The organism is Empedobacter sp. UBA7494 (genome assembly GCF_002478465.1).
GTDB lineage: Bacteria > Bacteroidota > Bacteroidia > Flavobacteriales > Weeksellaceae > Empedobacter > Empedobacter falsenii_B.
Window position 1 is genome coordinate 7,617 of sequence record NZ_DLOC01000020.1, and the last position, 14,750, is coordinate 22,366.

General features: G+C 31.6%; 13 protein-coding genes. 5 read left to right on the plus strand and 8 right to left on the minus strand.

Annotated elements, in window-relative coordinates; all coding sequences use genetic code 11:
* Nucleotides 1-20: 20 nt before the first annotated feature.
* The 8 genes from B4E95_RS01950 to B4E95_RS01985 all read right to left on the minus strand — a co-directional run bounded on the left by B4E95_RS01950 (nucleotide 21) and on the right by B4E95_RS01985 (nucleotide 10,092).
* Nucleotides 21-3,404: a hypothetical protein gene (locus B4E95_RS01950; RefSeq protein ID WP_291089500.1), complete on the minus strand. Its 3,384-nt coding sequence runs from the start codon at nucleotides 3,402-3,404 to the stop codon at nucleotides 21-23.
* Between the two features lie 93 nt (nucleotides 3,405-3,497).
* On the minus strand, nucleotides 3,498-5,129 hold the full coding sequence (locus B4E95_RS01955) for an ArnT family glycosyltransferase (RefSeq protein WP_291089503.1): 1,632 nt from the start codon (nucleotides 5,127-5,129) through the stop codon (nucleotides 3,498-3,500).
* The gene (locus B4E95_RS01960) at nucleotides 5,113-5,748 is read right to left on the minus strand and encodes a lipid-A-disaccharide synthase N-terminal domain-containing protein (RefSeq protein ID WP_291067889.1); all 636 of its coding nucleotides are present in this window, start codon (nucleotides 5,746-5,748) and stop codon (nucleotides 5,113-5,115) included. The genes B4E95_RS01955 and B4E95_RS01960 overlap by 17 nt, the downstream gene beginning before the upstream one ends.
* A complete protein-coding gene (locus B4E95_RS01965) occupies nucleotides 5,748-6,461 on the minus strand; it encodes a glycosyltransferase family 2 protein (protein ID WP_291089506.1) in 714 nt (237 codons plus the stop codon). Before B4E95_RS01965 ends, B4E95_RS01960 begins: the two co-directional genes overlap by 1 nt.
* A 76-nt stretch (nucleotides 6,462-6,537) precedes the next feature.
* Nucleotides 6,538-7,632 (minus strand): glycosyltransferase family 9 protein, encoded by a 1,095-nt coding sequence (locus tag B4E95_RS01970; protein WP_291067887.1) that lies wholly within the window; start codon nucleotides 7,630-7,632, stop codon nucleotides 6,538-6,540.
* 123 nt (nucleotides 7,633-7,755) lie between these two features.
* Nucleotides 7,756-8,460, minus strand: coding sequence for an SDR family oxidoreductase (locus B4E95_RS01975; protein ID WP_038330800.1), 705 nt, complete (start codon nucleotides 8,458-8,460; stop codon nucleotides 7,756-7,758).
* A gap of 13 nt (nucleotides 8,461-8,473) precedes the next feature.
* The gene (locus B4E95_RS01980; RefSeq protein ID WP_291089509.1) at nucleotides 8,474-9,250 is read right to left on the minus strand and encodes a hypothetical protein; all 777 of its coding nucleotides are present in this window, start codon (nucleotides 9,248-9,250) and stop codon (nucleotides 8,474-8,476) included.
* A gap of 65 nt (nucleotides 9,251-9,315) precedes the next feature.
* Entirely contained in the window at nucleotides 9,316-10,092 is a 777-nt protein-coding gene (locus tag B4E95_RS01985; protein ID WP_291089511.1) for an enoyl-CoA hydratase/isomerase family protein, read from the minus strand.
* A 253-nt stretch (nucleotides 10,093-10,345) separates the two neighbouring features.
* Between B4E95_RS01985 and B4E95_RS01990 the strand changes: the two genes are divergently transcribed.
* From B4E95_RS01990 to B4E95_RS02010, 5 genes are read left to right on the plus strand one after another with little or no spacing between them, the layout of a single operon-like run.
* Complete coding sequence (locus tag B4E95_RS01990; RefSeq protein ID WP_291063652.1) at nucleotides 10,346-11,740, plus strand: anthranilate synthase component I family protein; 1,395 nt, start codon at nucleotides 10,346-10,348, stop codon at nucleotides 11,738-11,740.
* Nucleotides 11,741-11,743: 3 nt separating this feature from the next.
* A complete protein-coding gene (locus B4E95_RS01995) occupies nucleotides 11,744-12,307 on the plus strand; it encodes an anthranilate synthase component II (protein ID WP_291063654.1) in 564 nt (187 codons plus the stop codon).
* 4 nt (nucleotides 12,308-12,311) lie between these two features.
* On the plus strand, nucleotides 12,312-13,298 hold the full coding sequence (gene trpD, locus B4E95_RS02000; protein ID WP_291089514.1) for an anthranilate phosphoribosyltransferase: 987 nt from the start codon (nucleotides 12,312-12,314) through the stop codon (nucleotides 13,296-13,298).
* Nucleotides 13,295-14,080 carry an indole-3-glycerol phosphate synthase TrpC gene (gene trpC / locus B4E95_RS02005; RefSeq protein ID WP_291089517.1) on the plus strand — a complete coding sequence of 262 codons (786 nt, stop codon included), beginning with the start codon at nucleotides 13,295-13,297 and terminating at the stop codon, nucleotides 14,078-14,080. Before trpD ends, trpC begins: the two co-directional genes overlap by 4 nt.
* Nucleotides 14,077-14,748, plus strand: coding sequence for a phosphoribosylanthranilate isomerase (locus tag B4E95_RS02010; protein WP_291089520.1), 672 nt, complete (start codon nucleotides 14,077-14,079; stop codon nucleotides 14,746-14,748). Before trpC ends, B4E95_RS02010 begins: the two co-directional genes overlap by 4 nt.
* Nucleotides 14,749-14,750 lie beyond the last annotated feature (2 nt).

Below are 14,750 nucleotides of genomic sequence, written 5' to 3' on the forward strand. Positions count from 1 at the left end.
AAACGTTTTTTTATTATTATTTAAAACCTCGCTTGTACTTGCACACTTCCCGTATGTATTGGTTTATTTTCTTCAGTTTTTCGTCCATCATACGAAATATTCAATTGCAAAAAACTTGTGATTTGTCGTTGGATTTGCAACTGCCAAACAAAATTATTTCCAGCACGTAAACCTTCCATCATTTGATTTCCAACAACAGATTCTTGGTTTCCGATAAATTTATTGTTGATAAAACTAAAACTTCCCAACAAACTCATTTTATCCGAACCGTTCCATTGAATTTCTGTTCCCAAATCCGACTGATTTAATTGCTCTTCACCCGAAACATTCTTCTTATTTTGATAATTATAAAACAACGACGCAACAAGATTTTTTTCTGTTTGATAAGTCATTTTTGGGGATAAACGAAGATTATTTAACTTATATCGTCTACTCAAAAATAACTCAGAATCGCTGTTAATCACCATATATTCAGTATCTAAACTTGCGATTAAATTTTGCAAAATCTTATAACGCGCTTGCAACAAATAACTGTCTGAATCACGGTATTCAGAACCTGTGTAAACATATGTTTGGGATTCTTGTTGATTGTAAATAAAATTTGACGACCATTTATATTGTGTTCCTTGATTAAAGAAAATCGACGAACGAATACTTCTTGTTTTACCCAAAATTTGAGCCGAATTGGTAAAAGGATTCCATTCTAATGTCGTTCCTTCTTTGCGCAACGAGTTACTTGCCGAGATATTTTGCTGAAACATCCAACGATTCCAGAATTCATTTTCGGTATCAAAAACTTGTTTTGGACGAAAACGCAACGTAAAATTGAATTGATTTTTATTCGTTTTCAAATACTCGATTGTATTCGTATACACGCGAATATAATTTGCTTGGTCGATAAATTCTGCCACTTCAAACTCATCAATTTGCTCAATTCCATCGCCGTTATAATCCGTCCATTTGTAAATTCCCATTCCATCCGAAACTTTTACATACTGAAATTCACGCTGAGGTTCCACACCGCTAGCCACTTCATAATCAACATTTAATTGTAAACCTTGATTGAAAAAAACTTTATACCACTTTACGCTTCCTGTCATAAAATCTTCGTTCGGCGCATCTAAAAATTTATAATTAACTCGTCGATAATGAAAATTTAAACTTAAATGATGATTTTGTTTTTGAATTAAAGTTGAATTAAAAATAGCTCCTTTACTTTGTTGAATATTATGCCAAGTCTCAAAACGAACCGAATCATCTTGACGTTGATAAACCGTCAAATCGATTTTATGACCAAGCGAATCTGCAAAACCTCCTTTCAACTGAAATTCATTCCATTTAAAACTTAAATCTGATTTTTGATTTTTTGTCAAATCATCCATGTCATTATTCTCGCCCCAAACTCTCGCTCCAACCCAAAATTTATTTCCAATTTTTCGTTTTCCATCTACCATATAACGCGCAAAATTGGTATTTTGAAGCGTTGCTTTTGTTGATAAAATATTTGCTTGCGCAACGATTTCGTATTTTTCAGTTTTATAATTTGCATCAAGTTGATTTCTCAAACCTTTGTACAAACCAATATTTTCAAGATAATCGAATTTATATTGTGCATTAAATTTTTCTTTCCAAGATGAATTGATTTTTGCTGTGATAAAATTCTGATTTACGCCACTTAATTCTTGATTCAAATTAAAATCTCGTGCAAATTCAACAACTCGTAAACGCTCTGCACTTTTATAATTTTTGTTGATAAAATTCCCTTCCGCATAAGGAGTAATTTTCCAATTTTTGAAAGAAAATGTTTTTTCACCATAAACACGAGTTGCTAAACCAGAATTGTTTTGATCATCAATCGATGAAAATAAATTTTGATCATAATTACTCAAACCTAAGTTAAAGCCAATATTTCCATTGTTTTTCAATTGATATTGACCATTTAAGGTATAAATCTGCAATTTTTTAGGCGAAATTAATTGCTTTATTGGTTCATAATCTCCTTGTAAAACTCCTGCAATTGCTTCGTTATATTGAAATACTTTACCATTTTGATTCGCATTTATTTGTCGATAATTTCCTTGATTAGCGCCAACATACGTGAAAGCCACTTGATACAATTCATCGTTTGGATCTGTCGAATATTCAAAGATATCTAATCCATTTTGATCTACTTTTCGATACAAGATTTTATTCGAATCAAACGTCGTTTTCTCTGCAGAAACTGTGTACATTTTATCTGGATCATTCCCTGCATTTGCCAAAATTTGCTTTTCAGCATCTGTCAAATCATTTCCAAGTGAATTATTTTTCGAATCTCCTTGAGAAAAGAAAAAACCTGACAATTTTAATCGTTCCGATTCGTATTCAGCGCCGCCATAAAGCAAAACTTGCGAATAATTTCGAGAATTGTACAAATATTCCACATTAATGCGCGTATTTGCGGTAATCAATCGATTTGAAGTAAAAGAAATTTCGCCCGTATTGTAATTAATCACATAATCATTTTGCTCGCCTCGTTCCAACAAAACGCCATCAATATATACTTTTTCACTTCCCGAAATAATAATCACATACAATTCGTTATTTTTTCCAGAAAGCCTGTAAGGACCTTGATTTCCGTCTTGTCCAACAAAATTAACGCGCATAAATTCGCCTCGTGTAATACTTCCCGAAGCAAAAATATTGGTAGACGATTTTTCGCCTTTCAACTGAGTTGATAATTGTAAACCTGTTACTTTTTGATTGAATGGATTGAAAAAATCTCTTTCTTGATTTGTATTAATATCAATATGACCAGCTCGAATTTTCGAATTTTTACTGGCTAATTCGATGTAAACTTTATCAAATTCTTGCAGATTTTGCGTGTATCCATCCGATTCTATTGGCACATTATTATCCGCAATCGCCGCATTTACCGTAATATCATCTGATAATTTTCCTGACAATTCCAAATCCAACGAAGATTGCACAGAAGCACTTTGATTATTTCCAAAACGAATACCGCGAATCATTGATCCTTTGCTATTCAAACCATCAAAAACATTTTTGTTCGCTTGTTTTGAATTCGATTTTATTTGATGAAAAATATCAACTGGTTTTGCATCATTAACAATGATATTCGGATTTTTGGCATAAAAAACAGATTCGGCTAATTTTGGATTAACAAAATACTGAATTTTCACCATTTGTTTGGCGATTGAAGAATTGAAATAAACTTCGTTTCGTTCGAAATTTATAGTATAAAATTCTTTTGAAATTGGATTTCCTGTTGAATCTAAAATTTGAAATTTTTCGGATAAAATTCCTTTATTTTGCAGCTTTATCGTATCAGAAAGTTGAACAGAATCTTGTCTAAAATTAGGATTTTTCCACCCAAAATGTTGAGCGAAAACAAAACTGTTCACTAACCAAAAACATAGAAAAAATAGAATCCGAAACTGCAAAAGATTTTATTAGAATAACGGAAATTTAAGCTAAAAATTTTATTCGAAATTTAATCACTTTTTTTGAATCAAATAATAGTTTCTTTTGATACGATCGTTATAATTTTTTTGATTTTTTGAAGAATGATTCAAATCAACCACACCAATTTTTTTGATTGAATAATTATTGAAATGATCTGCAAAAAAAGTAGAATCTGACGGACTTGCTAACATTCCAAATTTCTCTTCTTTCGGAAAGATAGTTTTCTTTCCATCGTTAATTGCAGGAATTGAAGTCCCATAATCCAACACTATTTCAGGAACAAAACTTTGCCATTCGTATGTTTTAATTTGATTATGTTGTTCTAATTTTTTTAGATTTTTGGCAGAAGAATATAACTCTTCGGAAAAAGTTAATTTGGAAAGTGGAAATCCAAACGCAACAACTGAGCACATCAATAAAATAGTTAAGTAAAATATCTGTTCGAATGATTTTACCTTTAATCCTTTAAAAATTGAGATTCCTAAAATTAATCCAACAACAGCAAAAGGAATCGACCAAACTAAAAATTCTGACAAACGATCTTTTGTATAAATAAAAACACCAACTGAAATCGCGATTCCTATTATTCCGTATAAACCAAACGTAAAATTGGTAAAATATCGTTCGGTTTTATTTGATAAATTTTTAAATTCTAATCGTAAATATTCGATATAAAAGCCAATATTCATCGCTAATGGAATTAAAACTGGCAATAAATATCTTGATTTTTTTTCTGGAATTACAGATAATAAAACCACCGATAAAATTGTCCATAACCAAGCAAATTGATAAGTTTTTTTGTTTACAACTTTATTTTTTAGATAAGGATAAATCAAGCTAACCAAAGCTGGAATTGTCCATAAACCCGATTGTGTAAAGAAACTCCAATAGTAATAAATTGGGCGAGTGTTGTAACTGTGCCAATTGTTTACTTCTTTTTGAGAAGCTGCTAAAAAATGTGCTGCATCAAAATATTTAACATACATCATCCATGCAAATCCTACGACGCAACCTAATATTATCGTTAAAATTGTGATTCCTAAATTTCTTCCTAATTTGTATCTATAAACAATAAAATAAGCAATTAAAAACGGTAAAAATAACGCATACAACGAAACTGGACCTTTGCTCATTATCGAACATCCTAACAAGAAAAATGCAGCAATAAAGTTGAATAAATTAAATTTTGATGATTGAAATTCTTTCACCAAAAACAATATCGCTCCCATCACAAAACTATGCGTGTACATGTCCCAATTGTTGTCTCTTCCAGAGAAAAACACGTAAAATGAAGTGATTAAAACCAATGAAGAATTAACAACTTGTTGTTTTGTTAAATCGAAATGCGTTAATGTTTTATAGAACCAAACGACCAATAAAATGGTAATTAGAACAACTGGAATGCGTAGCCAAAAAAAGTTTTCGAAACCAAAAACACTTCCAAAAGCAGCGGTAATCCAAGTTGGTAAAGGTGGCTTTTCATAACGAGGTAAACCGTTAAGCGTAGTAAAAATCCAGTTTCCATCGTGTACCATTTCTCGCGCCGAAATAATATTTCGAGCTTCCATAATGTTCGTTTGTAAAACACCAAGATTGACAAACAACATCAAAATTGTTACGATGATTAAAAATAAAACTGAATTTTGCTTAATCCACTGAACCATTTTTTTCTTTTCGTTTGATTAATATATTTCGAGCATAAACGATAAATCCCATAAAATGACCAACAAATAAAACGGGATCTTTTCGAATAATCGCGTAAGTTAAAATCAACAATGATCCTGTTAAACTAATTGCCCAAAATCCCATTGGTAATTGCGATTCGTGTTTTCGTTCGGAATAAATCCATTGATAGACGAAACGAAATGTAAAAAGTACCTGAGATACGACTCCTAAAGATAATAACCACAAAGGAATTTTTTCGTTTTTGAATAATAAATCTACATCAAAAATTCCGTTATTGAAACCATACAAAACAATTAATGCAGGAAAAACATACAAGAAAATGCGTACTATTTTCGGGAATTCTTTCCAATGATTTTGAAGTTGAATATTTCTGATATAGATATAATACGTCAAAGTTTGTCCCAACATAATCGAAAAATCATGACGTAAATAACCATAAAAAAACAATAAAACCGAAGCAAACAAGCTGACTTCCCAAAATAATTTTGGTGTAAGAACTTTCTTATTCTTTTCAGAAACAATCCATTGTAAAATAAGACGACTCGAAAAAAGTGCTTGTGCAAGAAAACCAATACTGATGATAACCCAATTTGGCATTACGCTCTTTCTTGAATTTTATAATTGATGTATTTTTTCTTCATCCAAACAAATGCAAAACAATCCATTAACGGTCCTAATAAACGGTTCCATAAATTGAATTTTGATTCGCCCGCGATACGAGGAAAATGTTTGACAGGAACTTGAGTAACCGTTCCGTTTTGTAATAAAATCATAGCTGGCAAAAAGCGATGCAAACCTTTGAACATCGGAATTTTTTTCGCTTTTTCTGCATCTATAACTTTTAATGGACAACCCGTATCATCCATTCCATCATTAGTAAATGCTCTACGAATAGAATTGGCAATTTTAGATGACATGTTTTTCACGAAAGAATCTTTGCGATCTGCACGAACTCCAGTCACCAAATCATATTGATCTGCTAACGCTAATAATTTATTGAAATCTTCTGGATCAGTCTGTAAATCAGCATCGATATAACCAACCCATTTTGATTGCACTGTATCAAAACCAGCTTTTATAGCAGCAGATAAACCATAGTTTTTGTCAAAAGAGATATAATGAAAAGCTTGATTTCTATTACAAATCTCTTTCATAAGAGCCAAACTTTTGTCTTTAGATCCATCATTAATCAATAAAATTTCAGTCTGTTTTATTGACTTTGACAGATATTGATTCATTGTTTCTTCCAATCTTATCAAGTTATCTTCCTCATTATAAATTGGGATGATAATTGTAAACTCTGTTGACATTTTTATATTATTTCAAAGGACAAAGCTATGAAATAATCAAACGAAATTAAAATATTTTTGTAGAAGTTAATTTACTTCATATCAAATCGATACAAATTTTATTTAATAATAAAAACAGCTTTTTAAACAATAATTTATCCATTTCTTGAACAAGAATCCCCTTATCTTCATTATTAATCAAGACCACAGCATTTCCTACTCCATAAGGTTTATAACGCTCTAAGAAGCTTTGATCTTTAAACAAACCAATTGTTTTTGTAGGCGCAGCACAACTCAAATGCATCATACCAGAATCAGCTGCAATCACAAATTCGCAACTTTTCATCACCGCTGCAATTTCTCTCACATCTTTACTATAATAAGTAGGTAATCTATGATTTAGCATCGAAATATTTTCGACAGGTAAAATTTCAATTAGATTATATTCTTGCGAATATTTTGGATAAAATAAATTATAAAATTCTATCCACCATTCCTCATCATAACATTTTACACCAGTTGCATACGTAAAAAACGCCAACGTTTTCTTTGAAGGATCTTGAATCAATTCATTTAACATTTCTATTCCTTTCGTAGATTCTTGCTCTGTTAACTGAATATTTAGAATTGGAATACCTAAATTTCCTTTTTTATTTTTGAATAAATCTAAATATTTTCTGAATTGATAAACTGGATATTGTGCTTGATGAATATGAATTTCTTGGTTCGAATTCATTTCAAATTCATTTCCAAAAATTTTATACTTAGAATTTGCAAAAGAAGTCGAAAGTAGTCCTGAAGATGAATTTTTATCAACATTAATCACTAAATCGTAATTCTTTTTCTTGATTTTTAGCCAAACTTTAGCGTATTGAATCAATTCTTTGAAAGGTTTTTTAGGTAATTCAATAATTTGATCAACTTGTGGATAGTTCTCAAAAATAATCGTGGCAACCTTACCTTTTACAAATAAGTCAATTTTAACATCTGGATTATATCGGATAATTTCCTGAATCAAAGGTGTAATCAATAGAATATTTCCTAGACGCTGATTAGGTCTGTTTATCAGTACTCTATTAAGTTCAAGAGGTTTTTCTTTGTCTATTTTTGGCAAATTACCATCACCTATTCCTCCTGTTAATCGACGCATAATTGTACGACGAAAATGATTGACTGATTTTTTAAAACTCATTAAAAAGTGCTCGTTAAAAAATACCTTTATTGTATTTCTTATTTTTCCACGAAACTATGTAAACTATTGGTAATTACGAAATATTTTTTTCATAAAAAAAGATCTCTTATCGAGATCTTTAAATTATTTTGTTTTAGTAGGACGAACTTCTATTTTACTTGGCAAAACATTTGGATTCATTTTCAATAAATCAACTACCATTTGTCCTAAATCTTCGGGCTGAATTTTCCATCCATCCTCTGAATTTGGCACATGATCATTAAAGTTTGAAGTCACAGAACCAGGCATAATCGTTGTACATTTGATATCATAATTTCTCAAATCTAACATCGCAGCTTGTGTAAAACCTACAACGCCAAATTTCGAAGCATTGTAACCCGCTCCATTCGCAAAGAAATTTGTTCCCGCCAAAGAAGCAATCGAAATATAATATCCTTTCGAAACTTTTAGTGCTTCAACAGACGCTTTTATCGTATGAAAAACTCCTGTTAGATTAGTATCAATCATCGCATTCCAATCTTCTAAAGAAAGTTCATCAACTGGTGCAAATTTTCCTAAACCAGCATTTGCAATCACAATATCCAAACGTCCAAACGCAGAAATAATTTGCTCAATTGCATTTTGTTCATCTTCGAAATGTCTCACATCCGACTGAATAGCCAATACGTTTTGATTTCCTAAATAATGACGAGCTTTTTCAACATCATCAATGTTTCGTCCAGAAATTGCCACTTTCAAACCATTTTCTACCAATGATTTTGCAATTCCTAATCCAATTCCTTTTGTTCCGCCCGTTATATAAGCTACTTTACCTTCTATATTTTGCATAATTATTTTAGTTTTATTTTTGGTTCAGCCAATTCCATTTACCATCTTTTCGGTAAATAAATCCTCCTTCTTTTGCGTTATCTTGATGCACATAAATCGCATCATAATCTAAAGTTACGATTTCATTTTTAGAAACTCCATTTAAATTTCGTTTCACTCCATCTTTATAATTCGAAAAAAGTGGCGTTCCTTTTGGAATCATCATCAACGTTCCGAAATCATAATTTGTAATTTTGAACGGATCTTTTGCTCCTCCCAAACCATAAATTTGACTTCCTTTTTTCATATTATTCACAATAAATAAACGGATATTTCCTTTTGTATCAATCATTCTATATAAATAATCCACCACACCGTCACCAAAAAAGTCGCCTTTAATTGCGAAGCATTTGTAAGCTGTTGCTAAATAAAATTCGCTAAAAGCTGGATGTGTAGAAATTTCTGTTTCGAATTGATTGACAAAATTTTGTTGTGTGATTAAATAACCACTAAACGCATACAAATCGCCTTGAGCAGAAGAATCATTAACTCCTTCCTCCAAAATTAATTTAGACGAGCTAACATCTAATTTCACCCAGTTTCCACTTTTTGCTTTACCATTATCTTTAATTGCAAACGCTTCACCTTTTTCTGAAATTTTAACAGGATATCCATACGGAATTTTACCAATTCGTTTTCCATTCGGACTTGTTCTAACTGTCAATCCTTCTTGCGCTATAACTTGATAAATTTCTTGTGAAAACACAATAGAACTCATCATCAAAATGAATCCAACAACTATTTTTTTCATGATGTAAAATTAAAAAGCTTCAAGTAATCTTGAAGCTTTTTTTGATGATTTATTTTTTAAGCAAATTACTTAAAATTAGGTTTTCTTTTCTCAACAAAAGCAGTTGTTCCCTCTTTGAAATCTTCTTCATCAAATAAATTTCCGAAACTTTCAATTTCAACTTCAAAACCATTGTCTTTATCTGACGCATTAATCGCTCGAATCGCGTGACGAATCGCTACAGAAGAATTTTTGGATATTTTAGTCGCAATTTCTTTTGCTCGATCAATTAATTCAGCTTGCTCAACAACTTCATTCACTAAACCAATTTCATGCGCGCGTTCAGCTGTAAACATATCTGCTGTCATAATTGCCTGCATTGCACGACCTTTTCCAATTAATTTTGGCAAACGTTGCGTTCCTCCATAACCCGGAATCAAACCTAATGTAACCTCTGGTAATCCTAATTTTGCATTAGTTGATGCTATACGAAAATGAGACGCCATCGCTAATTCTAAACCACCTCCTAAAGCGAAACCATTCACTGCGGCGATTACAGGTTTTTTAGAATTTTCAATTTTATCAAAAACATTTTCTTGCCCTTTTGCAGCTAATTGCTCACCTTGACGACCATCAAAACTTGCAAACTCTTTGATATCCGCTCCGGCAACAAAAGATTTTTCACCAGAACCAGTCAAAATAATTACTCGAATAGCAGAATCAGAATCCGCATCCGTAAAAAAGTTTGAAATATCATTTAATAAATCTTTGTTCAATGCATTTAATGCTTGCGGACGATTTAAAGTAACTAACGCAATTTTATTTTCTACTTCAACAATCAGATTGTTATAATTATATTCCATTTTGTTTGTGTTTTTATTATTCACTCAAAAATATCAATTGTTCACTCAACTAAAAAATTTATCAAAAAATAATTTGTACAATTCAAAATCCTTTCTAAATTTGTCCCAATGAAAACATTATTTACAAATAACTGGTGGTGGAATATCGAACAACAAAACGTTGGTTCGTAAGACCTCTTTGCAGTTATATGTAGAAAAGGCTTGTCGTAACCGACAAGCCTTTTTTTGTGCTCTAAACCTAAATATTTAACAAATGAATTTAACTTTTAAGATACAGAAAGAAACTGTTTTAGCGGATTTAACGACTCCTGTTCAGCTTTATTTGAAACTTCGAGATATTTATCCGAATGCCTTATTATTAGAGAGTTCTGACTATCATTCGAAGACAGATGCTAACTCTTTTATTTGTCTAAATCCGATCGCAACTTTTAAAGTTACAAACGGAATTGTGAATGAAACGTATGTGAATGGAGAAACAAAAGAATATGCGTTGAATGGTCAAGAATTGACAGAGAAATTCAAAAAATTTACAAGTCAGTTTATGATTCAAAATGGAGAAGATTTACCTGTAAATGGTTTATTTGGATACATTGCATGGGATGCGATTCCACATTTTGAAACAGTAAAATTTTCAGCAAAAGGAAACGAAGCTACGGTTCCAGAATTTTCGTATTCGTTCTATCAAAATATTGTGGTGTTCAATCATTTTCACAATGAAATTCAATTCATCGAATTTCAAAATGATGAAATAGATTCTAAATTTTCTGAAATTAAAAGTGTTGTTCATAACAAATCAATTGTTGAATATCCATTTAATGTAGAAAGTGAAATTCAATCCAATTTAACAGATGATGAATTCAAAGAAATGGTGACAAAATGTAAACAATCTTGTTTCCGTGGAGATGTTTTCCAAATAGTTCCTTCTCGTCAATTCAAACAAAAATTTTCGGGTGACGAATTCAATGTTTACCGCATTTTACGCTCTGTAAATCCTTCGCCTTATTTGTTTTATTTCGATTACGGAAATTATAAAATCTTCGGATCTTCACCAGAAGCGCAAATTATCATTAATAATAATCATGCAGAAATTCATCCTATTGCAGGAACAGTTCGTAGAACTGGAAGTCCAACTTTGGATAAAGAATTGACCGAAAAATTAATTGCTGATCCAAAAGAAAATGAAGAGCATGTGATGTTGGTCGATTTGGCTCGCAATGATTTAAGTCGAAATTCTGCTGATGTAAAAGTCGCACAATACAAAGAAATTCAGTATTTCTCACATGTGATTCACATGGTTTCAAAAGTAACTGCTCAATTGGATTCAAGCGTAAATACGATGAAAGTCTTTGCAGATTCTTTTCCTGCAGGAACACTTTCTGGCGCACCAAAATTCAAAGCAATGGAATTATTAGACGGTTACGAAAATCAAAATCGTGGCGTTTATGGTGGCGGAATTGGATATTTAGGATTTAATGGAGATATCAATATGGCGATTGCGATTCGTACGTTCGTCAGCAAACAAAATACCTTATATTTTCAGGCTGGTGCTGGAGTTGTTTCCAAATCGGCCGAAGAAAATGAATTACAAGAAGTCAATCATAAATTAGGAGCGCTTCGTCGCTCAATAGAAATCGCTAAAAACCTATAAACTATGAAAATTTTAGTTATCGATAATTACGATTCGTTCACCTATAATTTAGTGCATTCATTAAAGAAATTCGCCGATGATATTACCGTTGTTCGCAATGATGGAATTACTTTGGAAGATGTGAATAATTATGATAAAATATTACTTTCTCCAGGTCCAGGAGTTCCTGATGAAGCCAATTTATTGAAACCAATCATCGAGAAATATGCTTCAACAAAATCTATTTTTGGCGTTTGTTTAGGGCAACAAGCAATTGGAGAAGTTTTTGGAGGGAAATTATTAAATACACAAGAAGTTTTTCATGGAGTAGAATCTACAATTGAAGTAATAAAAGACGAAGTGTTATTCCAAAATTTACCGAAAAATTTAGAAGTCGGACGTTACCATTCTTGGGTAGTTTCAAATGAAGATTTTCCTGAAGAATTAGAAATTACAGCAGTTGGTCCAAAAGGAGAAGTGATGGCTTTACGTCACAAAACGTATGATGTTCGCGGTGTTCAGTTTCATCCAGAATCTATTTTAACACCATTTGGAGATGAGATGATTAAGAATTGGTTAGAAGCTTAAAACGATGAGAAAATTATTAAATTTATTATTCGAAAATTATACTTTGAGCGAAAATGAAGCCTATCAAATTATGGTGGAAATTTCGGAAGAAAAATATTCGGCTGTCGAATTAGCTTCATTTATGACCATTTTTAATATGCGTAACATTACGTTGGAAGAATTAAAAGGATATCGTCGAGCGTTGTTAGATTTATGCATCAAAGTTAATTTACCAAAGCAAGCGATTGATGTTGTAGGAACGGGCGGTGACGGAAAAGACACTTTTAATATTTCGACATTGAGTTGTTTTGTCTTGGCTGGAGCTGGAGAGAAAATTATTAAACAAGGAAATTACGGAGCGTCGTCTGTAAGCGGTTCTTCGAATATGTTGGATAATTTTGGTTACGAATTTTCTGTTAATCAAGATAAATTAAAACGTGAGTTCGAAGAAGTTGGAATTACATTTTTACATGCGCCACTCTTTCATCCGGCTTTAGCGAAAGTTGCTCCGATTAGAAAAGGTTTGGCGATAAAAACATTTTTCAATTTAATGGGACCTTTGGTGAATCCTGTTCAACCAGAATTTCAAAATTTAGGAACATATGATGTCAAAACTGCTCGATTATATCATTATGTGATGCAAAATTCGGGCGTGAAATATTCGATTTCGACTGCGTTGGCTGGTTATGATGAAATTTCCTTGACATCGCCTACAAAAGTGTACAATAATTCGGGGGAATTTGTTTTAGAAAGTAAAGATTTTGGTTTAAATATTCTTCAACCTGATGAGATAAAAGGAGGAAAATCAATCGAAGAAAATTCTAAAATATTTTTGAGCGTTTTAGAAGGAAATTCAACCAAAGCGCAAAAAGAAGTTGTTTTAGCAAATGCTGCTTTAGCGCTTAAGACAATTTATCCAACCAAAGATTTAATCGAATGTGTAGCAATTGCGAACGAAAGTTTAGACAGTAAAAAAGCATTGAATGTATTCCAAAAATTAATGAAACCATGAAAACGATATTAGACGAAATTGTCGCACAAAAACGTGTTGAAATTTTAGAAAAACAGAAAACTCAATCAATCGAAAGTTTTAGAAATTCAGAAAATTTTCTTCTTCCTGTTAAATCTGCAAAAGCTTCAATTTTAGATAAATCAAAATCTGGAATTATTGCAGAATTTAAACGAAAATCACCATCGAAAGGTTTTATTAACAAAGACGCAAATGTAAAAGAAGTTATTTCGGGTTACGAAAAGTTTGGTGCTTCTGTCGTTTCTGTTTTAACAGATGAGCAATTTTTTGGCGGAAGTTTTGATGATTTAAAACAAGCAAAAGAAGTGTTGAATATTCCTGTTTTGCGTAAAGATTTTATTGTTGATGAATTTCAAGTGTACGAAACAAAAACAATTGGTGCTGATTTGATCTTGTTGATTGCAGAATGTTTAACCAAAGATGAAGTTTATCATTTAGCGAAAACAGCTAAAGAAATTGGCTTGGAAGTTTTATTGGAATTACATTCAGAAGATCAATTGGAAAAAGTAAATGAATTCATTGATTTGATTGGAATTAACAACCGTAATTTGAAAAATTTTGAAGTTGATATTGAAAAATCGAAACAAATTTTGAAACAGTTACCAACCGATTTAATCAAAGTTGCTGAAAGTGGAATTTCTGATCCTAAAACAGTAAAAGAACTAAGACAAGCTGGGTTTCAAGGATTTTTGATTGGTGAAAATTTTATGAAAGCTGAAAATCCATCTCAAGCATTTGAGCAATTTGTAAAAGAATCAAAATGAAACGTTTTCAAGTAAAGGTTTGCGGAAATAATAACGTCGAAAATTTCAAAGAAATTGCAGCAGTCGAACCTGATTATGTTGGCTTTATTTTCTATCCAAAATCAAAACGATTTGTAGAAGATGAATCTATTTTTAAAGTCTTTCCGAATGCAGAAAAAGTGGGCGTTTTCGTGAATGAATCTATTGAAAATATTCTTGAAAAAGTAGAACAATATAAATTAGATGTTGTCCAATTACATGGTGATGAAACAGCGGATTTTTGCGAAGAGTTAATTAACCAAAAACATCAACGATTATTAACTGATGAAAGCTTTTTAGATTTCAAAATTTGGAAAGCTGTTGGTATAAAATCGATTGAAGATTTTCAACAATTAACCACTTATCAACAAGTTGTTGATAGTTTTGTATTTGACACAAAATCTGACGATTATGGCGGTACAGGAAAGAAATTTGATTGGCAATTGTTAACAAACTATCAGTTATCAACACCTTTTTTATTAAGTGGTGGAATAACATTGGAAGATGCATTTATCTTGAAAAATTTTCAACATCCGAGATGTATTGGATTAGATGTCAATAGTGGTTTTGAGTCAGCACCAGGAATAAAAAAAACTGACGAAGTAAAACAGTTTATCAATACAATTGATGGACGAATTGAACAAAATTAAAA